The sequence below is a fragment of the Stenotrophomonas sp. RS-48 genome (assembly GCF_030053245.1).
In the GTDB taxonomy this organism is placed as follows: domain Bacteria; phylum Pseudomonadota; class Gammaproteobacteria; order Xanthomonadales; family Xanthomonadaceae; genus Stenotrophomonas; species Stenotrophomonas maltophilia_P.
The window spans coordinates 42078-64376 of the sequence record NZ_JASGBV010000031.1; the positions used below are offsets into that span (position 1 = coordinate 42078).

The window sequence follows — 22299 nt, forward strand, 5'->3', positions numbered from 1 at the left end:
CACGTTGGCCGGGATACTGCCAGAGCCTGTGCGTCCCACACCGCAGGACGGCCCGTTGACCGCCCTTCCCTGGAGAAGCTTGCGACGCATGACCTACCGTGCCCCCGAAACCAACGACAGCGCCCCCTTGGCCCAGCAGATCGAGCAGATGATCGACGAGCTGCCCGGTGACCAGGTCAGCGTCGGCACCTTGCTCGGCGCGCTGGGCGATGAAGGCCTGCTGCTGATCGTGATCCTGCTCTCGGCCATCTTCATCATTCCGGTGTCGATTCCCGGGCTGAGTACCGTATTCGGTGCCTCGATCCTGCTGATCGGCCTGAGCCGGGTGCGCAACCGCCCGCTGTGGGTGCCCCAGAAGCTGGCCCGTCGCGAGATCGCCACCGACAAGCTGAAGGCCAACCTTGGCCGCGCACTGAAGTGGGTGCACCGCATGGAGCGCCTGTCGCGACCGATGCGGCTGGCGGTGATGGTGCGCTCGAAGAAGATGATGCGCCTGAACAACCTGGCCCTGATCGTGGCCACGCTGCTGCTGATGGCGCCGGCCGGGCCGATTCCCTTCAGCAACACGCTGCCGGCACTTGCCCTGATGTCCTTCGCCATCGGCTTCATCCAGCGTGATGGCGCGGCGGTGGCGGCCGGCTATGCCTTCCTGGTCGCCACGGTTGCGTACTTCGGCGTGCTGCTGGGCGGCGTCGGGTTTGCGGCCGAATCGGTGTTCAGCGGGCTCCGCAGCGGTACCACGGAACTGTAGAGCCGAGCCCGGGCTCGGCCCTACAGAAGCCAGATCCAGAGCAGTCGAGCATGGCTGGACTCTGCAGAGCTACCTGGCCGACACACGCCACACCACATCGCCGACGTCGTCGGCCACCAGCAGGGCGCCCTCGCTGTCGATGGCCATGCCCACCGGTGCGCCCCTCAATGTCTTCTCGTCCTCCGAGGCAAAGCCACTGACCACGGTCTGCGGACGCCCCTTCGGCCTGCCATCCTTGAACGGCACATACACCACTTCATAGCCGCTCAGCGGAGAGCGGTCCCAGCTGCCATGTTCGCCGATGAAGGCGCCGCCGTGGTACTTCGCCGGCAGTGCCTGGCCGGTATAGAACAGCAGCCCCAACGGTGCCACGTGCGAACCGATGGCGTAGTCCGGGCGGATCGCTTTGGCCACCAGATCCGGCCGCTGCGGCTGCACACGCTCGTCCACATGCTGGCCGTAGTAGCTGTACGGCCAGCCGTAGAAACCATGTTCCTGTACCGAGGTGAGATAGTCCGGCACCAGGTCGGCACCGATCTCGTCACGCTCGTTCACCACTGCCCACAGCCTGCCGGTGCTGGGTTCCCAGTCCAGGCCGGTGGGGTTGCGCAGGCCGGAGGCATAGATGCGGCTGCCGCTGGTCGCCACGTCCACCTCCAGCACCACCGCGCGCCGGTACTCGATGGCCAGGCCGTTTTCGGTGATGTTGCTGTTGGAGCCCACGCCCACGTACAGCTTGCTGCCATCGCGGCTGGCCAGCAGATCCTTGGTCCAGTGGTGGTTGACGGTGCTGGGGAGGTCGGTGAATTCGCTGCCCTTGTCGGACATGCGCGTTTCGCCGGGCACGTAGTGGTACTTCATGATGTTGTCGGTGTTGGCGACGTACAGCGTGTCGCCGATCAGGGCGATGCCGAATGGCGAATGCAGGCCCTCGATGTAGACGTGCTGGGTCCATGTGGCAGTACCGGGCGCGCGCCGCAGCAGCGTGACCCGGTTGCCTCCCTTGCCGGCCTTGCCCGAGCGCGCCTTCACCTTGCCGGCAATCCATTGCTTGGGGGTGGTGACCGGCTCGGTGCCCGGACCGTTGCCTTCCACCACCAGCACATCGCCATTGGGCAGGGTCAGCAGGCGGCGAGGGTGCTGCAGGTTGGCAGCGATGCGCTCGATCTTCAGTCCGTCGGCCACCGACGGCGCCTGCCCATCGGCCCAGCCCACCCCGCGCGGTACCTGCATGGGCGGCATCAGGTAGTTCTCCGGCGCCGGCAGCGGCGGATGCGCACCGGATTGTTCGCTGGGGTGATATTCGGCTTTGCCGGCACACGCCGACAGGATTGCGGCCAGGACCAGCCCGCCTGCAGCAGGCACGATGCGATCAACCATGACGGCCTCCTTGCAGCACCGGCGGCTGCAGTGACAACAGGACATGGCCAAGACCGATCAGTGCAACGGTCAGCGCCGACAGGATCGTGCCGGGAACGGCCACCGCATACGCATCACGGCTGTGCACGAAGGCGTTCCAGATGGCCAGGGCGACCGCCACCAGATTGAGCAGGAAATCGAGGCGGTCGATGCGCGTGGCAGTGTTGCCCCGGCGCCAGACGGCGAACAGGTTGATCAGTCGCGGCACGATGGCGATGAGCAGGCCGAACGTGATCAGCCACGCCGCGGATTTGCCCCACATCACCTCGGCAGAGTTGAGGTAGATGGCATCGAAGATGAGGGCGCCGACGAAGAAGCCGAACGGGATCGGGTTCAACAGGCTGAACAGCGTCGTGCCAAGGCCACGATGGGCCTGGGCCAGCGGATTGACCATCGTCCTGCTCCATTGCGGGGAAGTGCAGGGGCCTTGGTAGCACAGTCGGTGGTGAAGGCGCGCGATGAGCCTTCGGTTCTGCGGCGACGCCAGGCTCGGCCTTACAACAGGAATACGCAGTCGTCATTACCGCGGGGCATGAGTGTTTGTGACGCAATCGGCACATCTGCAAATTGCTGCCGTGAAGAGGTAGGGGGTTCTCGGTTGTGTCGCGTTTGGCTCGTTGCGATGGGGCAATTCCGTCCCGCCGTCCTGCCAGGCCGATTCACAACAGAAGGATTCGTGTATGAAGCGACACACGCACCACTCCGCGCCACCGCGCTCCGCGCGGCTGGCCCTGGCCACTGCCCTGGTACTGGGCGGTTTGGCCGTGACCGCCCAGGCCCAGCAGGCCGATCCGCTGGCCGGCATCCAATGGCATCTGCTCAACACCGGGCAAGCGGTACAGGGCGACACGCGCCCGGTTGCCGGCAATGATCTGAACGTGGATGGGCTGTTCCGCAATGGCATCCGCGGCGAAGGAGTGATCATCGGCATCGTCGACGACGGCCTGCAGATCGCCCACCCGGACCTGGCCGCCAATGTGGCAGCCGTGGCGGGCAAGAACTTTGCCAACAACTCCAACAACCCCTCCCCCTCCGCTCCGGATGTGGACAATCACGGCACCATGGTCGGCGGCATTGCCGGCGCGGTGGGCGCCAACGGCGTGGGCGTGCGCGGCGTCGCCCCGGCGGCCACGCTGAAGGGCTTCAACGTACTGGCCTCCGATGCAAGCGGCAGCCAGACGGCCAACATCGAGTACTCGTGGTGGGACGGCGCCGAGGCCGCCGACGTGCAGGTGTTCAACAACAGCTGGGGCGCAGGCCCGGGCAATCCGAACCTGCCGTTCGCGTTCAGCGAGAACGATATCCGCGCGTACGAGCAGGCCCTGTCCGGCACGCGCGGCGGCAGCGGCGGCATCTACGTGAAGTCCGCCGGCAACAACTTCAACAACGCATCGATCAGCCAGACGCAGGATGTCTGCACCACCGACACCAAGAACCGCGGCACCGGCTGCGTGCCTGCCGGCCGCGACCCCCGCAACAATCTGTTCAATGTGATCACCGTGGGTGCGATACGCGCCGACGGCGTACGTTCGTCCTATTCGTCCACCGGTGCCGCGCTGTGGGTGTCCGCATTCGGTGGCGAGTACGGCTGGCAGCGGCAGGTCGTCCCGGGCCAGCCTGCCGTCCGCTACGATCCGGCCATCGTCACCACCGATGTCACCGGCTGCGCGCAGGGCAGCAACAAGAACGCGAGCCTGCGCAACACACTGGACGGCAATCAGTCCGCTGTCGACAGCACCTGCAATTACACCGCCAAGATGAATGGCACCTCGGCCTCGGCGCCGATGGTGTCGGGCGTGGCGGCGCTGGTGCTGGAAACCAATCCCAACCTGACGTACCGCGACGTGAAGTACATCCTGGCCACCACAGCCACCCGCAACCACCCGAACCAGCCTGCCGTGACACTCGCCGATGGACGCACGCTGGTGCCGGGCTGGACCGTCAACGCTGCAAACCGGGCCTACAGCAACTGGTACGGCTTCGGCGTGGTCAACGCGGCGCGCGCGGTGGAGGTCGCAGAGAACTTCCAGTCTCTGGGGCCGCTGGTGGACAGCGGATGGCGCAACACCACGCGCCGGGTCGCCATCGGCAACACCTCCGCTGCGGCAGCGCGGCTGACGGTGCAGCTGGCCAATGTCGCACGCAACGTCGAATCGGTGCAGCTGGGCTTCCGGGTGAATCACAGCAACACCCGCCAGCTGCAGTTCGTGCTGGTTTCGCCCAGCGGGACGCGCAGCGTGGTGCAACCGGCGTTCACCTCGATCGGCTCCGGCCTGTCGGGTTCCGTGGCGATCCAGCGCAACTTCACCAGTTGGGACCTGCTGTCCAGCAACGCCTTCCTGGATGAGACCGGCAACGGCACCTGGACCCTGGAAGTGACCGACATGGGGCAGTCCGCGAACGCAGCGTCGCGCGGCAGCCTCGAATTCTTCAAGATCCGCGTTCTGGGGCACTGATGATGAAGACGACCATTCTGTTGACCACCCTCGCCGTCGCGGCGATCTCCTCTACCGCCTGGGCGCAGAGCTCGACCCAGGCCCCCACAGCCCGGAGCCTGTCTGCCGTGGACGCACAGGAACTGAAGGCCAGGGCCACGGGCCGCGCGTTCAACGTGGGCGCGACCCGCTTCCAGCTGGCGCCGTCGGCTACCGTGCAGCAGGCCAAGGGCGGTGAGTTCCGCATCACGCCCTCGACCGACGCACCGGCGCCCGCCACTGGCACCCGCAGCAAGCGCTCCACCGAGGCCAGCAGCACCGGTGCCGCTGCACGTCTGGATGCTGGTGCCGGCAAGTTCGCCGCCGCCGTTTCCAGCGACGGCGCGCCGGTGGTGGCCACCTCCCGGGTAAAGGTCTTCTTCACCGATGCGGCCTCCGCACAGCGCGCGGCAACGGCCACCGGCGGCACCGTGGTGAAGGTGTCCAAGGCCTCCGGCCGTGCGATCGTCGAGTACCCATCGGTGAACGCCGCACTGGACGCGACCACACGACTGCTGTCGACCGCCGGCATCCGCGCCGCCGAGCCCGACGTCGTGCAGTGGGAAGAAACCAAGTAAGGCGGTAAAGCGTTGTGTGGTATCCCCGGCGGGCCGGCTCTCCCGGCCGGCCGGGGACTTTGCCGGAGTCGACCGGCGGCCCGGTTCTCTCCCCCATGTCAGGCATCCACTGCGCAAGAACTGCTAAGCGCAGCGGCAGCCGATCCGCTACTGTGCCGGACAGTGCAGCGGGGATGGCGGGATGAGCGCGGCAGGCAAGGCGTTGTGGTACATCGAAACCCATGCGGGCCGTCCGCTGGCGTTGGCCGATATCGCGGCTGCCGCTGGCCTGTCGCCCTTCCATCTGTCGCGTCTGTTCCACGCGCGCACCGGCACGTCGGTGATGCGCTACCTGCGCGGCCGCCGCTTGAGCATGGCAGCGCAGCGGCTGGCCGACGGCGCCGACGAAATCCTGCCGGTGGCGATGGACGCCGGTTATTCCACGCATGCCGCGTTCACCCGTGCCTTCTGCGAGCAGTTCGGGCAGACCCCCGAACGGGTGCGCGAGTCCGGCACTGCGGATCTGGTCCTGGTGCAGGCGGCGCGCGTGGACGACATTCCCACCGCCTGCAGCGTGGCACCGCGCCTGCTCGACACGCCTTCGTTCCAGGTGGCCGGAATCGGCATGCGCCACACCCGCCACAGCAGTGGCGCCATCCCCGGCCAATGGGCGCAGCTCAACCGGGAATGGCCCAAACCCGCACCGGTCAGTTTTGGTGTATGCCACGACAGCGATGACGACGGCGGATTCACCTACCTGGCCGCATTGCCCAGCGCCGCGCTGACCTCGATTCCAGCACATTGGCAGCGCCTGCAGATTCCCGCGCGCCGCTATCTGGTGGCCTGGCATGACGGCCACATCTCGTCCATCCGCGCCACCTGGTTCTGGTTGCTGGATCACTATCTGCCCACCTCCGGATTGAGTCTTGCCGCGGCGCCGGACCTGGAACGCTACGACGCCCGCTTCGACGAGCACAGCGGCAATGGCGGTGTGGAGATCTGGCTGCCCGTGGACCCCCACCCCTGATGAATGCAACACACTGAAAGGAGTCGTGCGATGCGCTTGATGCACCTGCTGCTGGGCCTGGTCCTGATTGCCCCCGCGTCGCTCGCCGGCGTCCCCGGCAGTGGCCTGGCCGGCGAACACCAGGCGGTGACCACCGTGGCCAGCGCTGCGGTACGCGACGCGCAGCAGCGCGATACGCTTCGCTACACCGTCTGGTATCCGGCTATGGCGGGCAGCAGCGAAGTGCCACTGCGTATCGGTCCGCCCGATGCAACGTTGTTCGTGGTGGGCCAGGCGGCGCCGGAGGCCGCCATTGCCGGTGGCCGCCTGCCGACCTTGCTGCTCTCGCATGGCAACGGCGGCAGCGCCCGCATGATGGGCTGGCTGGGCACCGCGTTGGCGCGCGCTGGTTATCTGGTGATCGCCGTCGACCATCCCGGCAACAACGGCGTGGATGAATTGACCCTGCAGGGCAGCATGCTGAGCTGGCTGCGTGCGGATGATCTGCGCGCCGCATTGGCCGCCGTGCAGGCCGATCCCAAGCTGGGGCCGCACGTGGATGCGCAGCGGATCGGTGTAATGGGCTTCTCGGCCGGAGGCTACACGGCCCTGCTGGCGGCGGGGGCGCGACCGGACCTGCGGCGGTTGCGTGATTTCTGCGAAGCCCATCCGGATGACGGTGTGTGCCAGCCCCAGAGCGAGGCGCCGTCGCACACCCTGGAGGCTCGCAAGGCCGCGGCGGCGGCGGCGGATCTGGCGCCGTGGATGGCCCACGCCGATGATGCCCGCCCGGTCCCGGGTGTGCGCGCCGTGTTCCTGATGGCACCGGCGATCATGCAGGCGTTCCCGCCCCAGCAGTTGCAGGCGCTGCGGCAACCGGTGTCGATCATCCAGGGCGCGGCGGACACGGTCGCTCCTGCAGCCACCAACGCGGAGGTCGCCAAGGCGTCCATCACGGAGGCGAGACTGGATGTCCTGCCCGGTGTCGGCCACTACGACTTCCTGTCCGAATGCACGCCGCTGGGCCAGCAGCGACTGCCCGCCCTGTGCAGCAGCCAGACGCCAAGAGCGCAGACGCATGCACGCACCGTGGCGGAGGCGCAGCGGTTTTTCGAGGCCGCCCTGAAGCCGCGACCATAGCGCTTCGCGACGCCCGGTTGCACGGATGAAGACGGCGCGCGAAGGCCCGTGCCACTACACTGTCAGCGCACGCTTCGAGGCGGAGAGACCATGCGTCTGTTGCATCTCACCCTGCCGGTATCCGACGTCACCGGGGTGGCGGCCTATTTCCGCGATGTGTTGCAGCTGCCGGTCAGCGGCAACCGCATCCACATCGGCTGGAGCACGATCGAGCTGCGGCTGGCCGAGGACGTCGCGGTCGGCGGCGTGCACCTGGCCTTCAACGTGCCGGACAACCGTTTCGCGGCCGCCATGACCTGGCTGCGCGAGCGTACGCCGCTGCAGCGCAACCCGGCAGGACTGGACTACTTCGCGCTGGAAAGCAGCTGGCAATCGCAGTCGGTGTACTTCACCGGCCCGGATGGACTGATCCTGGAGCTGATCGGCCGGCGCCGGCTTCCGTGCAGTCCGCAGGAGGGCGCCTTCCATGGCAGTGAGATGACCTGCCTGAGCGAAGTCGGTCTGCCCAGCCACGATGTCGATTCGGTGCGCCTGCAGGCCGCCGGGCGCTTCGGCCTGCAACCGATCAGCGCGCCCTCGGCCCAGTTCGCACCGATGGGCGATGACGAGGGCCTGCTGATCGTCGTTGCCGCCGACCGGCGCTGGTTCCCCGAACAGAAGGACCTGCCCAACGCATGGGGATTGCAGGTGCTTCTGGGAGATGTACCCGCGGGCGAGTTGCGGGATGCGGAATTGGGCTGGGAGGTACGCGCCGTACCGCATCGGCGGGGCTGAACGGACCGTGTGCCGTGCAGGAACCTACAATGGCGCTCCCTCCCGTTGCCGGACCCTCCATGCGCCGCATCCTGCTGTTGTTCGCCCTGTTGTTGCCCGCTGCCGCGGCGACGGCCGTGGATCTCCAGGAGGGCGACCTGCTGTTCGTCACCGCAGGGCAAAGTGGCCTGAGCGCTGCCATCGATGATGCGACCGGTACGCAGGCTCATCCCGGTTTCGATCATGTTGGCCTGGTGGCCGCCACGACGCAGGGCTGGGAAGTGCTGCATGCGGACGAGAAGGGCTCGCGCCGGCAGACGTTGGCTACGTTCCAGCAGGAGGCGCGCGCCCGGCTGCGGCAGATCGTGGTCTACCGCCTGCGCGCACCGCACAACGCTGCCATCGGCGACGCCGTCGCCACCGCGCGTACCCTGCTTGGAAGGCCCTACAACGCCTCCTACGTGCCGAACGATGACAGCTACTACTGCTCGGACTTCATCGAGCGTGCCTTCCGTGCCCACCATGTATTCGCGCTGCAGCCGATGAACTTCCGCAATCCGCAGACCGGGAAGATCGCCCGGCATTGGATCGACCTCTACCGCAGCATGGGCATGGACGTACCGCAGGGCGTACCGGGTACCAATCCCAACGACATGTCGGCGGCGCCCGTGCTGGAGCGGATCGGCACACTGGAATGAGAAGCCCCGCACAAGGCGGGGCTTCAGGCGATGCTGGACAGGGACGCGAGGGTCACTCTTCCTCGTCCTGCCCGCCCTGCTGCTGATTGCGCTGGCCGCGCTGCTGCTGTTCCTGCTGCTGTTGCTGCTGCTGATCGCGACCGCGCCCCTGCTGATCCTGCTGATCCTGCTGATCCTGCTGCTTCTGGTTCTGCTGGTTCTGCTGGTTCTGATTGTGCTGGCCCATTGCGGTGTCTCCAGTGCCACTCGCGGAATGCGGTGGTTGCGGCCATCGTCTGCAGCGGTGGGTTAACCATGCGTTGTGACGCAGCTACAGAAATGTGCATGCGCGTGAATGAACCGGCGTGGCCCCTTGTGCCGCAAGCGGCTGAAGGATTCATGCGGGTTCGGCATGTGCTCATGCCCGCAGAGGCTGTGACCCATTCAGCGGCGCCCGCCCGGCCCGGCCGCGCAGCGGGCGCAGCACCTCATGGCATCACAGGCGGCACGTAATCCAGCGTCATGCCCAGCAACCACAGCAGGCCCAGCACCAGCGGGATGTGCACCAGCAGCTGGATGAAGGTGAAGCCGACGATGTCGCGGGCCTTCAGGCCCAGCACGCCCAGCAGCGGCAGCATCCAGAACGGATTGATCAGGTTCGGCAGTGCTTCGGCGGCGTTGTACACCTGCACAGCCCAGCCCAGGTGCGCCTTCAGTTCGTTGGCCGCCTGCATCACGTACGGTGCTTCGATGATCCACTTGCCGCCGCCGGAGGGAACGAAGAAGCCCAGGACCGCCGAGTACACGCCCATCACCAGAGCGAACGTATCGGTGCTGGCGATGTGCACGAACAGGCTGGACAGCCGGTGCGCCAGCGTCTGCCCATCGGCGCCGGCCGCGTGGGTGAGGATCATCGCGATGCCGCCATACAGCGGGAACTGGATCAGCACACCGGTCGTGCTGGGCACCGCCTTGGCCACAGCGTTGAGGAAGCTGCGCGGGCGCCAGTGCAGCAGCAGGCCGAGCGAGATGAACAGGAAGTTGTAGGTATTGAGGTTGGCGATTGCGGTCACCACCGGCTTGTTGGCGAACTCGTTGAACAGCCATCCGAAGGCCAGCAACGAGAGCAGCACGGTCAGCAGTGGGCTGTATTCGAGCCATTCGCCGGGGCGCGTGCGGCGCTGCAGCGGCTCAGGCTCGGCCTGCGCCGCACCGGGAAACGATTCAGCGGTGCGCGCACTGCCAGCCGCCGGTGCGGTCAACCAGGCAATCAGCAGTGACACCAGGATCAACGCCGCGGTCAGCACGATCGACTGCCACAGGAAGATGGTTTCAGTGAAGGGCAGTACGCCGGTGATCTCCACCAGCCCCGGCGGCATGCTGGCCGGGTTCGCCTGCAGCTGCGCAGCCGAAGAACTCAGGCCCATCGCCCAGACCGCGCCCAGGCCGAGGTAGGCGGAGGCACCCGCTGCGCGGTAGTCCATGCGCAGATCGGTCCGGCGCGCCAATGCACGCACCAGCAGACCGCCGAACACCAGCGAGAAGCCCCAGCTGAGCAGCGAAGCCAGCATGCTGACCAGGCCTACATAGACCACCGCACCGCGCCCCGTGCGCGGCATCCGCGCCAGCAGTTCGATGAAGCGCGCCACCACAGGCGCGGTGGCCACGGCATAACCGCCGATCACCACGAAGGCCATCTGCATGGTGAACGGAATCAGGCTCCAGAAGCCATCGCCAAAGGCACTGGCCGTGGTCTGCGGCGTGGAACCGAAGCCGATGGCTGCCAGGGCGACGATGACCACGCCCAGCACCGCGAACACGTAGGCATCAGGGAACCACTTTTCCGCCCAGGAGGCCGAGCGCAGCGCTGCGCGCGCCATCCAGCCATCCTGTACTGCTGCCGTCGAGGCCATCACCTACCCTCCCAGGTTCGATGGCTCGATTCTCGGCCTCGCGGCGGGGACTGTCAGTCGCCTATTGGTCGTAGGACGGTACGGGCCCCTTCCCGGCTGCGCCTGTCAGCGCAGCGCCAGATCCAGCGCGATACCGGCGAACAGCGCCGCGCCGACCCAGTTGTTGTGCAGGAACGCCTTGAAGCATGGCCCCCGCTCGCGGTTGCGGCAGATCCAGAATTCGTACACCACCAGCGCCGCAGCCACCGCCAGGCCGGCCAGGTACCAGCTCCCCAGGCCGGCGCGCACACCGACCAGCGCCATGGTCGCCAGGAACAGGGCGTAGAGCACCCCTTGGATCACCAGATCCAGGTCCCCGAACAGGATCGCCGTGGAGCGCGAGCCCATCTTCAGGTCGTCCTCGCGGTCGACCATGGCGTACCAGGTGTCATACGCGGTCGACCAGAGGATGTTGCCGGCGTACAGCAGCCAGCCCAGCAGCGGCACTTCGCCCTGCACCGCGGCGAATGCCATGGGAATACCCCAGCCGAACGACATGCCCAGATAGACCTGCGGCAGGTGCGTATAACGCTTCAGGTAGGGATAGCTGGCGGCCAGGAACACGCCGATGAAGCTCATGCCGATGGTCAGCCCGTTCAGGGTCAGCACCAGTCCGAATGCCACCAGCATCAGTACTGCGAACAGCACCAGCGCGGCACGGCCACTGATCGCCCCTGTCGCCAGCGGACGGGCCTTGGTGCGCTCCACATGCGGGTCGAGCCAGCGATCGGCGTAGTCATTGATGACACACCCCGCCGAGCGGGTCAGCCAGACACCTGCGGTGAACACGAACAGGGTCCACAGCGGCGGCATGCCGCCTGCCGCCAGCCACAGCGCCCACCAGGTGGGCCACAGCAGCAGCAACGTGCCGATCGGACGATCCGCGCGCATCAGACTCCAGTAATGCCGCCAGCGCGGCGTCGCCGGCGAATGCGGCGAAGTAAGGGGGGTATCGGCCATGGCGATAGGATACTCCGGCGCTGCTGGAACGACTTTGCCAGCCGGGGGGAGATTTGTGCGGCAAAACTGGATAGAATGCCCCTCCCGCACCGCCTCATGGCGCTGCGATGCCCGCCTCGGTCAACCTGATGGCGTGGCGGTTCTACAACGCGCCCGTAGCTCAGCCGGATAGAGTAGTGGCTTCCGAAGCCATTGGTCGGGGGTTCGAATCCCTCCGGGCGCGCCATCTTTCCCTGCTCAGGCCACCGATTGTCGGGGCGGGTACACCGGTCCACACAGCAACGCCGGGCATGGCCCGGCGCTACCGTGGGTGTACGGATCAGTACGTGCCGTCGAAGGCGAAGATCGGCTTGCGCTGCTTCCACGCGCCAGCGGTGAAGTCAGGGAACTCCAGCGTCTGGAAGCCATTGGCAATGGACTGCTCGGACAGCGGGGTGATCGCGCTCCAGGTCACCGCATCGTAGATGTCGATCGGCATCGGCGCCTTGGCCTTCAGTGCCTCGACGAACGCATGGATGACGAACCAGTCCATGCCGCCGTGACCGGCGCTGGCCGCGGTGTCGGCATGCTGCTTCCACAGCGGGTGCTCGTACTGATCCTGGTAGGTCTTGAACTCTTCCCATTGGTGCGGCGGGCTGCGGCCTTCAATGTGGATCGAGTGGTTGACGTCCATCCACAGACCCTTGGTGCCCTGCACGCGGAAGCCCATCGAGTACGGTCGGGGCAGCGAGGTGTCGTGCTGCAGCAGGATGGTCTCACCGTTCTCGCAGGCAAGCGTGGTGGTCACGATGTCACCCAGCTTGAACTTCACTTGGGTGCTGGGGTGGGTGGTGCCACCGCTCTTGGCCACGGTGTACTCGTGCAGGCCGCGTGCCTTGGTCGCGAAAGCGTTGATATGGGTGAAGCGGTTGCCGCGGTTGATGCCGGTGTACATCGCGCACGGGCCGATGCTGTGGCTGGGGTAGAGCTCGCCGTTGCGCTCCACCGAATGCTCGGTGCGCCAACGTGCCTCGCTCCAGCCCTTGGGACCGAACTCCACGCCGCTGTCGTAAGGCTGGCTGGGATCACCGGAGTTGAACTTCACCCCGCGCAGGTCGTGCTGGTAGCCGGCCTGCAGATGCACCAGCTCGCCGAACAGGCCCTGTCGCACCATCTGCAGGGCGGCCATCACATCGCGGCGGTAGCAGACGTTCTCCAGCAGCATGTACGGCGTGCCGGTCGTGAGCTGGGTCTTCAGCACATCCCAGTGGTCCTGCAGGGTGATGCCGGCCACCACCTCGCAGCCTACGGCCACGCCCGCCTGCATGGCGGCGATCGCCATCGGCGCGTGGTATTCCCACGGCGTAGCGATGATCACGCCATCGATGCCCTTCTGTTCCAGAAGGCGCTTCCAGGCGTTGCTGTCGCGATCCTGGCCGTAGGTCCTCGGCGCAGGCTTGCCGGCCTTGGTCACCATGTCCACGGCACGACCCAGCATGATCGGCTCGATGTCGCACAGTGCAATGACCTCGACATCGTCGCGGCGCACCAGCTCCTTCAACAGCACCTGGCCGCGCATGCCGGTACCGATCATGGCCAGGCGGAGCGTGCGCCCGCGCGCCCAGGCCGGGGTCTGTGGCAACAGGCTGCTGGCGGCGACGGCGGCACTGGCCGCGATGAACTCCCTGCGTTTCATGGCAAACATCTCTCCTCTTGGAAGCGCGCCGGCCGCAACCGGCGCGCTGGATCACTCGAACCTGCTTACTTGAATCGATAACCGATGGTCACACTGTAACCACGGCCGAAGATCGTCGCGTAGTCGCTGGAGTCACCCAGGAAGCTGTTCGGATCGTAGAACGGCAGCCGGTCGAACAGGTTCTTGACGGTGAAGCTCAGGTTCCAGGCGTCGTCGGGGCGCCAGGTGACGCTCAGGTTGGCGGTCCACCAGGACGGCGCGCCGTCGCACTTGCTGGCCTGCAGCGCCAGGTAGCCGGCGGTGCAGGTCTCCTTGTTGTTATCCACCTCATCCACGCGGTCACGGGCCCACTTGGTACCGCCCACGTAGTTGACGAACATGCTGGTGGTCACCTGCTTGTAGGTCCAGTCGGCGTTGAGCGTGGCGCGCAGGCGCGGGTTGTTGTAGTAGCCCACCACGTCGCCGTAGTACCAGCCGCTTTCCTCATCCATGTAGTAGCGGTTGCGATTGGCGATGGTGGCGGCCAGGCCCACGTTCAGCCCGCCCCACTCGCCCAGCGAGAAGCGGCTGCGTGCGTCCACGTCGAAGCCGTCGACCAGGGTCTTGCCGCGGTTCTTGTACTGGCCGACCACGCTGGCCACGTTGCCCACGCTGTAGCCGGGCAGGACCGAGGGGCAGCTCACACCGCTGGCCGGGTCGGCGCACATCGCCGCCAGCTGGGCCAGGTTTGCGCGATCGGCATCAGTGATCGGCGAACGGGTGGAGGAGATGATGTCGGTATCACGGCTGAAATCCGGGGCGACGATCTCGTTGTTGCGGTAGATGAACCAGTAGTCGGCCGACACCGACAGCCAGCTGGCCGGCTCGTAGACGAAGCCCAGGGTGGCGATCTTGGCCTTCTCCGGCTTCAGGTCCTGGTTGGGCTGGGTCATGCGGGCCACGGTGCGGCTGCAATCGACGTTGGCCAGGCTCTTGCCCAGGTCCACGTCACCGGCGCGCTGCGACTGCCGCAACAGGTCGGCGATCGCGTTGGTCTCGGCGCAGCGCACCTCATCGCGGTAGCCACCGAGCTGGGCGAACACGCCACCGCTGCCGGACTCGGCCAGGCTCGGCGCACGGAAGCCGGTCGAATAGGTGCCGCGCAGCATCAGTTGATCGAATGCCTGGTACTTGAAGCCGATCTTCGGTGCGACGTTGGCGCTGAAGTTCGGGTATTTGTCCACGCGGACCGCGGCATCCAGTTCCAGCTTGTCGGTGATCGGCGCCACCGTTTCGGCGAACAGTGCATAGGTGTTGCGCGCACCGTCGAACCACGAGCCGCCCTGCTGGGTGATCAGGCCGGCGGCTGCGTCGGCATTGCCCGGCGTGTAGAAGGTTTCGCGGCTGGCATTGAAGCCGAACGCGGCGCGCATCTCACCGGCCGGCAGCTGGAACAGCGGGCCTTCGATCTTGCCGTCCAGGGTGTGCAGGCGCGTCCAGGACTGGATGTCGAAGGTCGGGAACGCCTCGCGGATCAGCGCTGCGTTGGCTTCGCTGATCTCACCGAACTTGTATGCCGGATGGTCGGAAATGATCACCCGCCCGGTACCCGGATCCACCGAGTAGGGGCCGAAGGCCTTCTCGAAGCCCTTCAGGTTGACGTTGATGGTCTGGTAGGTGGTGGAGTGCGTGCCGGCGGTGGCGAAAGCAGTTTCCCAGTTCCAGTCACCCATGTTGCCACGTGCACCGGTCAGCACGCGGTAGCTCTTGTCGGTGTTGCGCTGGCCGAAGTAGTTGGCGCCGGCATCCTGCAGCAGGTACTGCAGGCCGACTACGCCGCCCATCATCGCCTTCAGTTCAGGGCTGGCGTGGTTGTACTCGTTGTTCGGCCCCAGGTAGGGATACAGGAACTGGTTGACCGTAGTGCCGGTATCGCGGGAGAACCAGCTGGTCGGGTTACCGGTGGTGGTGCCATAGCTGCGGGGTGTACCGCCATTGGCACGCAGATCGATGTCGGTGTAGGTCGCCTCGGCGAAGATTTCGGTCGAGTCGCCCACCAGGAAGGTGCCATTGAGGTAGGCGGTGTTGCGCTCGGACTTGGCGCCGGCGTCGATCTCGTTGTTCATCCAGGTCTCCCAGACACAACGCGGACCGGCGGCCTCGCCCTGCAGCACGTTCTTGCACCCGGGTGCGGCCTCCTGCACGCGGCGGCCGGTGACCGGATCGAAGGCGAAGTAACTGCCCGGGTTGAACTCACCCGGCTTGCTGCCCACGCCCAGGCGCAGGTTCGTCAGGTAATTGGGATTGTTGACGTAGTACTGCTCGGGACGCTTGTCGTAGAAATCACGCAACGGGATCGCGTCACGGCGGTACATGTTGACCGCACCGTAGATGTTGAAGCGGTTCTCGGCCAGGTCGCCGAAGCCGGCGGTGATGCTGGCCTGGCGCTCACCGTAGGAGTCGATGCGCGATGACGTATCGTTGGTGAAGTTGATCTCCGCGCCCTGGAAGTTGCGTTTGGTGATCACGTTGATCACACCGGCCACGGCGTCGGTGCCGTACACCGCCGAAGCACCATCGGTGAGCACTTCCATGCGTTCGATGGCGGCAGCCGGGATCGCATCGATGTTGACGAACTGGGTCTGGAAGCCGGCGGGCGCGCCGTAGTACGACAGGCGACGACCGTTCAGCAGCACCAGCGTGCCCTGTGCGCCCAACCCACGCAGATTGGCCTGCGAGGCACCGTCGGAGCCGGTGAACAGCGAGCGCGAATCCTGCTGCGCCGGGCGGGCAGCCGGCAGGTTGTCGAGCACCTGCAGCAGCGTACGCGCACCCATGTTCTGGATGTCCTGCTTGCTGATGACCTGGACCGGCGAAGCGGTTTCCACATCGGTACGGCGGATGTTGGAGCCGGTGACCTCGATGCGGGCCAGGTCGGTGGCGTTGTCCTTGCTGTCCTGCGCAGCGGCAGGCAGGGCGACCGACAGCAGCGCGCCGGTAATGGCCAGCGTCAGCGGAGCGATCGTGCGACAGGGGGGGCGGCGGTAGCGTGCGGGCAACATCGGGGTTCTCTCCTGGCAGGGGTGCGGCGCGAATGTGGATCAGCGGGCAAAACGCTCCCGGGCCACGGCCAGCAGGCCGCAGTCGGTATGGGCGGGGGAGGAGCGGTGTTACGAAGGGGTCATGGGGCGACGATGCTGGCGGAGTCGCCCTCCTGGCCGATCAGCACGGCGTTGGCCCAGTTGGCACAGACCTGGGCGGGTTGACTGCCCTGCGCACCCAGCGTGCGCAGGCTCAGGGTGGTAAGGCCACGGATGTCCAGCTCCGGCTTGACCACGCCGGGCGCCTTCACCAGGCCGCTGTCGTAGAGCAGGCGGTTGTCGCCCCAGACCTGGAACTGCAGGCCGCCTGCGCTGCGGCAGGCATCATCGATGCCCAGATCCGCACGCAGCAGGCGCCAGCCGCCCTGCAGACGCAGGTCGATGCGGCTGTTCGCGCCCACTCCCAGGCCGCGGCGGAACTGCAGGCCGTTCATGCGCATGCCGGCCTCGCCACGGAACGCCTGGTCGGCGCGCACCTGGCTGGCCAGCGCGGCCGGCACCGGCAGCTCGGAGAGATAGCGCTGCCGGGCCGGTCGCTCCGGTTCCTGGTGCTCGAGGATGTGGAAGGTGGACAGCGCGATCGGGCCGACATCGCGTGGCTGCAACGCGTCGAACGCGCGGGCGCTGCCCTGTGCCGCAGTGACCATCGGGTCGGTGCTGCTGGCGCCGTCGCCTTCGGGGTTCTGCACGCTCAGCACCCGGAAACGCAGCAGGCGACCGGCGTGTGCGGGGAAGTCGATGCGCTGCATCCCTTCCTTCAACTGCAGCCGGCCCCGGGCGATCGGCTCGCCCCATTCGCCATTGCTGTCGCCCAGGTACACCTCGTAGTCGCGGACCTGGCCATGCTTCCAGTTCTTGTCGTTGCGTGGCGCCAGCTCGATGCCGTCGATCATCCGGCGCTCACCGAAGCCGACCACCCATTCGTGGGCGCCGGTGCGCACGGCCTGGTTGCGCACGCTGCGGAACCAGGTGGCCGGGTCATCGTCGAACGCGTTCTCCAGCGGATGGCCAGGCTCTTCCGCTGGGCGGTTGACCACCAGCAGGCTGTCGGCCGGCAGCTCGCGGCCGAGCACCGGCGCGGCCGGATAAGCATCGTCCGCAGCGGCGGCGGTCACGGCGAAGTCCAGCTGCACCTGCAGTGGCTGGCGGATATCCTGCGTGGCGGTACGCACATGGACGGTGCCGCCACGCTCACGGGCATCGAAATACCAGCCTTCGTCGGCACCGTTGAAGGCTGCCGCGTCGGCCAGCGCGGGCAGCACACGGGCGCCGGCCTGCACTGCGCGCGGGGCCTGCCGGCTCAACACGCGCAGGCCGTAGCGACGCTGCGCCAGCTGGCCCTGGTAGGTGCCCTGCACGGCCGCGATCTGCACCTGGACCGGGCCACTGCCCTGTGCCGGCGCCTGCACGCGGATCTGCTGCGTGCTCGATTCGCCCTGCTGGTAGCGGCGGGTGTTGCCGTCGTCTTCGTACAGCGTGTACTGCGAATCGCCCTGCGGATAGAGATCGAAGGTGACCTCGTCCAGCGGCTTCTCGCCATCGAACAGCATCGACGGATACATCGGCAGGATGGCCCCGGCGCGCACGAACACCGGCAGCGTGGCAAGGTCGACCTGGCGGTCGAGCTGACGGCCCTCGGCGCCGGCCTGCACGCGGCGGCCATCCCAGTAGTCGATCCATCCACCGGCCGGCAGATGGATGTCGCGCCGCCAGCCACGGCTGGCCGCCTGGCTGCGGTAGACCGGTGCGATCAGCAGATCACGGCCCAGCAGGAACTGATACTTGTAGGTTTCGTCCTGCGCGTGCGGATCGCGGGGGTAATCCCACATCAACCCACGCACCGGCGGCGCGCCGGTCTGCGCGGCGTCGTGCACCAGCCCGTACATGTACGGCGTCAGCCGCATCTTCAGTTTCAGATAGTCGCGGTTGATGCTGCGGTAGGGTTCGTCGTACCACCACGGGTGCTTGCGCGCGTTCGACGACCAGCCACTCATGCCCATCAGTACCGGAGTGAAGGCCTTCCACTGCAGGTCGCGGGTGTAGGTCTCGGCGCTGCCGCCGAAGATCGCATCGACATCGCCACTGGCATAGGCCATGCCGGACAATCCCGAGCCGACCAGGGTCGGCACGTGCCAGCGGATGTAATCCCAACTGCTGCTCTGGTCACCGGTCCAGGCAACCGCGTAGCGCTGGATGCCGGCCCAGCCCATCACCGTCCACAGGAAGGGACGCGAATCGGAATTGTCGACGATGCCATTGAACGCCTGGCGGTTGGCATCCATCGCGAACTGATAGCCCTTGCCGGTCCAGGCCACATCCAGCTTCTGTACACGGCTGCCGGCCTTGCCGACTTCCCAGGCGATCTTGTCGACACCGTTCTCCGTCCACAGGCCGGTGCGGAATCCGTATCCGGCCAGACCCTTCACCGTCTCGGGCAACTGCTTGTAGCCGCAGCCATAGCCGTCGTTGGGCAGGATCCAGCCACCGGGCATGTCGTGTGCCCGGTACTGCTTGGCCACGCTGTCGACCACGTCAGGCGTGGTGCCGGTCGGGCCATCGCTCCAGCCCTCGGGCACGGTGCCCGGCTTCTTCGCGTTGTCGCCGTCGTTGTAGCAATCGGCATCGCCATAGGACAGCGCCCAGCGCGCGACCATGTTGGGGCGGCCGGTCAGCTGCGTGTAGCGCTCGATCAATGCCGGCAGATCGGCACCGACGAAGTAGTAGGCGTCGAAACGATCTTCGCGATGCAGCAGGGTGGACTGATCGGGCTGGCGCAGGTCGTAGCTGCCGTCGCTCCACGTATTGCGCAGCATGCCCCAGCCGCGGCTGCTCAGCAGCATCGGCGCCGGGCTCGGTCGATCACCCTCTTCCCAGCCGCCGGAGTAGGACACCTCAAGCTCGCGTCCCTTGAACTGGTAACGGCCGTTCTGCTGGCCGCCGCCGAAGAAACCTTCGTCGGGCTGCGACGAGAGTACCTGCACGCTCTGTGCAGCATCCAGGTCCAGCGGCTGCAGCTCCTGCCACAACGCAGTGGGCTGGCCATTGTCCAGACGCTCCAACCGCAGGCGCAGCGGCTGGCGCTGTACGTGCAGCACCAGTGCGCCGGTGCGCAGACGGATCTCCTGCGCATCTTCTTCCAGCTGTGCCTGCACGTCGGCACTGGGCTGGGGCAGCACGATCGGCGCGGCCTTGTCGCCGGCTCCGGTCAGTACCCCCTTGCGCCCCGCCTGCACACGGACAATGTCGGCAGCCGGCAGTTCGATGCGCACACGCGCGCCGGTGTCGGTCTGCAGGTCCCAGGCGGGCGGGCCCGCCTTGCTGGCGGTGACCGAGCGCAGGTTGCCGATGGGTTCGGCGTGGGCCGACATGGACGCCAGCAGCAGTACCGGCAACAGGGCCAGCATCAGCGGCGAGCGACGAATGCAGATTTCCACGCGGACTCCCAACCCGTTCACCGGGCGTTTCGAAAGCGGTTGGGCCGACTCTAGGGCAGGGATTCGAAAGATGTCAACAAATGGAAAGCAAAAAGTAAGATAAGTTCGACTGAAACGAAAGGTGATGCGGCGCAGTACTTTGTGTAATCGCTTGCACCCCCCTGTTAAGCTTGGTGCGATACGGCATTCTTCGATTCCTTTCGTTTTGGACGATTGCGGTCTACCAGAAACGCCAAGCGCTCTTTATCTTTCTTTTTGCTTTCGGTATTTGACATTTCGAAAGAAAACGCAGATCGTGCGATGGCCCAACTGGAACCTCCGAATGGACGTCACCCTGCTTTCCGATGTGTCCGCCTGGCAGCGCCGGGGCGGAGCCGATACCGCTACTGAAATCGCCCAGCAGCCAGCACTGTGGGACGCGCTTGCACAGGATCTGCTGCAGGCCCGCGAACGCCTGCAGGCCTTCCTGGGCGACCGCCTCGACAATCCCGATCAGCGCGTGTTGTTCACTGGCGCCGGTAGTTCCGGCTTCATCGCCGAGATGGTGGCCGATGCGATCAACGCGCAGTGGGCCGCTGACGTCCGTGTGGTGCATACCACCAGCCTGCTGACCCATCCGGCGCTGTATCTGCAACGCGACCGCCCCACCCTGCTGGTTTCGTTCGGCCGCAGTGGCTCCAGCCCGGAAAGCGTGGCAGCGGTGGACCGTGTGCGCAGCGACGTGGATGACGCACGCTTCCTCGACATCACCTGCAACGCTGATGGCGAACTGGCCCGGCGCGGTGCCGGCCGTGGCGATACCTGCACCCTGTTGATGCCGTCGGCCAGCTGCGACCGCGCCTTTGCGATGACCAGCAGCCTGACCTGCATGCTGCTGGCCGCGCTGACCGTGTTCGACCGCTCACCGTGGCAGACGCGGGTGGCACGCCTGACGCAGCTCGCTGCGCTGGCCCGCGAAGGCCAGGCGCAGTGGGATGCACCGGTGGCCGCGCTGGCACAGCGCCCCTTCAACCGCGTCATCTATCTGGGCAGCGGTCCGCTGGAAGCGCTGGCGCGCGAGTGCGCGCTGAAGGTGCTGGAGCTGACCGCCGGCCGCGTGCTGGCGCTGGCCAACACGCCGCTCGGTTTCCGCCACGGCCCGAAATCCACGCTGGATGGCAGCACCCTGGTGATCGTGCTGCGCAGCGTGCAGCCGCTTGCACGCCGCTACGAACAGGACCTGCTGGACGAGCTGCGCCGCGACGGCGTGGCCAGCCAGGTGCTGGCCATCGGCCCGCATTCGGACATCGGTGCCGACGATGACTACACCCTCGCCATACCCGTCCTGGAGCCGGTTCTGGATGATCCCTGGCTGGCGCCGGTGTGGCTGGCCTTCGGCCAGCTGTTCGCACTGCAGCGCTCGGCCGCGCTGGGGCTGACCCCGGACAATCCGTTCCCCGACGGCACGGTGAACCGCGTGGTCAAGGGTGTCACCATCCACCATGGCTGAGTTGATCGCCCATGCCTGCTACGGCATCGATATCGGCGGCACCAAGATCGAGCTGGTGGCGTGCGATGCGGCGATGCAGGTCACCTGGCGCCGCCGGGTGGCCACTCCGCAGGGTGACTACGATGGCTTTCTGCGGTCGGTGGTGGCGCTGGTCGCCGACGCCGACGCCGCACTGGGCCGCAACGATGCGGCCATCGGCATCGCGCTGCCCGGCGTGCGTGACCGCCGCACGGGCCGCCAGCTGAGTGCCAACGTGCCGGCGCTGACCGGCCACAGTGTGGCGGCCGACCTGCAGGCACGCCTGCAGCGTCCGCTCCATTTCGGCAACGACCTGCAGTGCTTCGCCTTGTCCGAAGCCCATGGCGGCGCAGCCGACGGCTACCCCAGCATGTTCGGCGCGATCCTCGGCACCGGCGCCGGTGGCGGCTTCTGCCTGCAGGGCCGCCTGCTGTCCGGCTTCAACGGCCTGGCCGGGGAGTGGGGCCACTGGAGCGTGCCGGGCCACCTGCTGCAGCGTCACGGCCTGCCGTTGATCGACTGCGCGTGCGGCCTGCAGGGCTGCGTTGAGCGCTATGTATCCGGCAGCGGCCTGGCGATGATCGAACGCCACCTGGGCGGCGCGGCCGTCGATGCCAGTGCGGTGATCGCACTGGCCGAAGGCGGCGATGCGCGTGCACGCAGCGCGCTGGACATCCACCGCGACCTGCTCGGCCACAGCCTCGCTGCGCTGGTGCTGGCCGTGGACCCGCATGTGATCGTGCTCGGCGGCGGCCTCTCGCAGTACACCCCGCTGTACCAGCAGCTGCCGGCGGCAATCGCTGCCCATCTGTTCAACGGCGTGCAGGTGCCGCCGATCGTGCCCCCGCGCTTCGGCGATGCCGGTGGCGCGCGCGGTGCCGCGCTGCTTGCCTGCCAACCCTCGTTTTCCTGAT

17 protein-coding genes and 1 tRNA gene are annotated in these 22299 nt (G+C 66.8%); 10 read left to right on the forward strand and 8 right to left on the reverse strand.

Annotated features, from left to right (window positions below; translation table 11 throughout):
- Positions 1 to 88: 88 nt before the first annotated feature.
- Complete coding sequence (locus QMZ25_RS07030; RefSeq protein WP_283219359.1) at positions 89 to 751, forward strand: exopolysaccharide biosynthesis protein; 663 nt, start codon at positions 89 to 91, stop codon at positions 749 to 751.
- Between the two features lie 69 nt (positions 752 to 820).
- Here QMZ25_RS07030 and QMZ25_RS07035 read toward each other — a convergent pair whose 3' ends face one another.
- Both QMZ25_RS07035 and QMZ25_RS07040 read right to left on the reverse strand, forming a co-directional pair.
- Positions 821 to 2131: a sorbosone dehydrogenase family protein gene (locus QMZ25_RS07035; protein WP_283219360.1), complete on the reverse strand. Its 1311-nt coding sequence runs from the start codon at positions 2129 to 2131 to the stop codon at positions 821 to 823.
- Positions 2124 to 2564: a DUF2231 domain-containing protein gene (locus QMZ25_RS07040; protein WP_053518153.1), complete on the reverse strand. Its 441-nt coding sequence runs from the start codon at positions 2562 to 2564 to the stop codon at positions 2124 to 2126. The genes QMZ25_RS07035 and QMZ25_RS07040 overlap by 8 nt, the downstream gene beginning before the upstream one ends.
- A 286-nt stretch (positions 2565 to 2850) precedes the next feature.
- Between QMZ25_RS07040 and QMZ25_RS07045 the strand changes: the two genes are divergently transcribed.
- The 6 genes from QMZ25_RS07045 (at position 2851) to QMZ25_RS07070 (ending at position 8798) form a co-directional block, all read left to right on the forward strand.
- Positions 2851 to 4626, forward strand: coding sequence for a S8 family serine peptidase (locus QMZ25_RS07045; RefSeq protein ID WP_283219361.1), 1776 nt, complete (start codon positions 2851 to 2853; stop codon positions 4624 to 4626).
- Positions 4626 to 5222, forward strand: coding sequence for a DNA breaking-rejoining protein (locus tag QMZ25_RS07050; protein WP_065181490.1), 597 nt, complete (start codon positions 4626 to 4628; stop codon positions 5220 to 5222). The genes QMZ25_RS07045 and QMZ25_RS07050 overlap by 1 nt, the downstream gene beginning before the upstream one ends.
- 181 nt (positions 5223 to 5403) lie before the next feature.
- On the forward strand, positions 5404 to 6228 hold the full coding sequence (locus tag QMZ25_RS07055; RefSeq protein WP_065174337.1) for an AraC family transcriptional regulator: 825 nt from the start codon (positions 5404 to 5406) through the stop codon (positions 6226 to 6228).
- Between the two features lie 30 nt (positions 6229 to 6258).
- A complete protein-coding gene (locus tag QMZ25_RS07060) occupies positions 6259 to 7347 on the forward strand; it encodes an alpha/beta fold hydrolase (RefSeq protein WP_283219362.1) in 1089 nt (362 codons plus the stop codon).
- A gap of 90 nt (positions 7348 to 7437) precedes the next feature.
- Positions 7438 to 8121 carry a VOC family protein gene (locus QMZ25_RS07065; RefSeq protein ID WP_283219363.1) on the forward strand — a complete coding sequence of 228 codons (684 nt, stop codon included), beginning with the start codon at positions 7438 to 7440 and terminating at the stop codon, positions 8119 to 8121.
- Positions 8122 to 8180: 59 nt separating this feature from the next.
- Positions 8181 to 8798, forward strand: coding sequence for a YiiX/YebB-like N1pC/P60 family cysteine hydrolase (locus tag QMZ25_RS07070; RefSeq protein ID WP_065181487.1), 618 nt, complete (start codon positions 8181 to 8183; stop codon positions 8796 to 8798).
- A gap of 52 nt (positions 8799 to 8850) precedes the next feature.
- Here the strand turns inward: QMZ25_RS07070 and QMZ25_RS07075 are convergent, their stop codons facing one another.
- The 3 genes from QMZ25_RS07075 to ubiA form a co-directional block, all read right to left on the reverse strand.
- Entirely contained in the window at positions 8851 to 9024 is a 174-nt protein-coding gene (locus QMZ25_RS07075) for a hypothetical protein (RefSeq protein ID WP_283219364.1), read from the reverse strand.
- Positions 9025 to 9265: 241 nt separating this feature from the next.
- Complete coding sequence (locus tag QMZ25_RS07080) at positions 9266 to 10690, reverse strand: TIGR00366 family protein (RefSeq protein WP_283219365.1); 1425 nt, start codon at positions 10688 to 10690, stop codon at positions 9266 to 9268.
- Between the two features lie 105 nt (positions 10691 to 10795).
- The gene (ubiA, locus tag QMZ25_RS07085) at positions 10796 to 11689 is read right to left on the reverse strand and encodes a 4-hydroxybenzoate octaprenyltransferase (protein ID WP_074900081.1); all 894 of its coding nucleotides are present in this window, start codon (positions 11687 to 11689) and stop codon (positions 10796 to 10798) included.
- Between the two features lie 149 nt (positions 11690 to 11838).
- Here ubiA and QMZ25_RS07090 point away from each other — a divergent pair.
- Positions 11839 to 11915, forward strand: a tRNA-Arg gene (locus QMZ25_RS07090).
- A 93-nt stretch (positions 11916 to 12008) separates the two neighbouring features.
- Here the strand turns inward: QMZ25_RS07090 and QMZ25_RS07095 are convergent.
- The 3 genes from QMZ25_RS07095 to QMZ25_RS07105 form a co-directional block, all read right to left on the reverse strand.
- On the reverse strand, positions 12009 to 13364 hold the full coding sequence (locus QMZ25_RS07095; protein WP_262101364.1) for a Gfo/Idh/MocA family oxidoreductase: 1356 nt from the start codon (positions 13362 to 13364) through the stop codon (positions 12009 to 12011).
- 65 nt (positions 13365 to 13429) lie between these two features.
- Positions 13430 to 16405, reverse strand: coding sequence for a TonB-dependent receptor (locus QMZ25_RS07100; protein ID WP_180877111.1), 2976 nt, complete (start codon positions 16403 to 16405; stop codon positions 13430 to 13432).
- 119 nt (positions 16406 to 16524) lie between these two features.
- Complete coding sequence (locus QMZ25_RS07105) at positions 16525 to 19878, reverse strand: TIM-barrel domain-containing protein (protein ID WP_277381173.1); 3354 nt, start codon at positions 19876 to 19878, stop codon at positions 16525 to 16527.
- Between the two features lie 322 nt (positions 19879 to 20200).
- On the opposite strand from QMZ25_RS07105, the gene QMZ25_RS07110 reads away from it, so the two are divergent.
- Together QMZ25_RS07110 and QMZ25_RS07115 are read left to right on the forward strand one after the other, a co-directional pair.
- Positions 20201 to 21367: an SIS domain-containing protein gene (locus QMZ25_RS07110; protein ID WP_277381174.1), complete on the forward strand. Its 1167-nt coding sequence runs from the start codon at positions 20201 to 20203 to the stop codon at positions 21365 to 21367.
- Positions 21360 to 22298: an ROK family protein gene (locus tag QMZ25_RS07115; RefSeq protein ID WP_180877105.1), complete on the forward strand. Its 939-nt coding sequence runs from the start codon at positions 21360 to 21362 to the stop codon at positions 22296 to 22298. Before QMZ25_RS07110 ends, QMZ25_RS07115 begins: the two co-directional genes overlap by 8 nt.
- Position 22299: the final 1 nt, after the last annotated feature.

Coding starts and splice junctions, on each gene's coding strand:
- QMZ25_RS07030 (WP_283219359.1), top strand. CDS start 89: ATGACCTACCGTGCCCCCGAAACCAACGACAGCGCCCCCTTGGCCCAG.
- QMZ25_RS07035 (WP_283219360.1), bottom strand. CDS start 2,131: ATGGTTGATCGCATCGTGCCTGCTGCAGGCGGGCTGGTCCTGGCCGCA.
- QMZ25_RS07040 (WP_053518153.1), bottom strand. CDS start 2,564: ATGGTCAATCCGCTGGCCCAGGCCCATCGTGGCCTTGGCACGACGCTG.
- QMZ25_RS07045 (WP_283219361.1), top strand. CDS start 2,851: ATGAAGCGACACACGCACCACTCCGCGCCACCGCGCTCCGCGCGGCTG.
- QMZ25_RS07050 (WP_065181490.1), top strand. CDS start 4,626: ATGATGAAGACGACCATTCTGTTGACCACCCTCGCCGTCGCGGCGATC.
- QMZ25_RS07055 (WP_065174337.1), top strand. CDS start 5,404: ATGAGCGCGGCAGGCAAGGCGTTGTGGTACATCGAAACCCATGCGGGC.
- QMZ25_RS07060 (WP_283219362.1), top strand. CDS start 6,259: ATGCGCTTGATGCACCTGCTGCTGGGCCTGGTCCTGATTGCCCCCGCG.
- QMZ25_RS07065 (WP_283219363.1), top strand. CDS start 7,438: ATGCGTCTGTTGCATCTCACCCTGCCGGTATCCGACGTCACCGGGGTG.
- QMZ25_RS07070 (WP_065181487.1), top strand. CDS start 8,181: ATGCGCCGCATCCTGCTGTTGTTCGCCCTGTTGTTGCCCGCTGCCGCG.
- QMZ25_RS07075 (WP_283219364.1), bottom strand. CDS start 9,024: ATGGGCCAGCACAATCAGAACCAGCAGAACCAGCAGAACCAGAAGCAG.
- QMZ25_RS07080 (WP_283219365.1), bottom strand. CDS start 10,690: ATGGCCTCGACGGCAGCAGTACAGGATGGCTGGATGGCGCGCGCAGCG.
- ubiA (WP_074900081.1), bottom strand. CDS start 11,689: ATGGCCGATACCCCCCTTACTTCGCCGCATTCGCCGGCGACGCCGCGC.
- QMZ25_RS07095 (WP_262101364.1), bottom strand. CDS start 13,364: ATGAAACGCAGGGAGTTCATCGCGGCCAGTGCCGCCGTCGCCGCCAGC.
- QMZ25_RS07100 (WP_180877111.1), bottom strand. CDS start 16,405: ATGTTGCCCGCACGCTACCGCCGCCCCCCCTGTCGCACGATCGCTCCG.
- QMZ25_RS07110 (WP_277381174.1), top strand. CDS start 20,201: ATGGACGTCACCCTGCTTTCCGATGTGTCCGCCTGGCAGCGCCGGGGC.
- QMZ25_RS07115 (WP_180877105.1), top strand. CDS start 21,360: ATGGCTGAGTTGATCGCCCATGCCTGCTACGGCATCGATATCGGCGGC.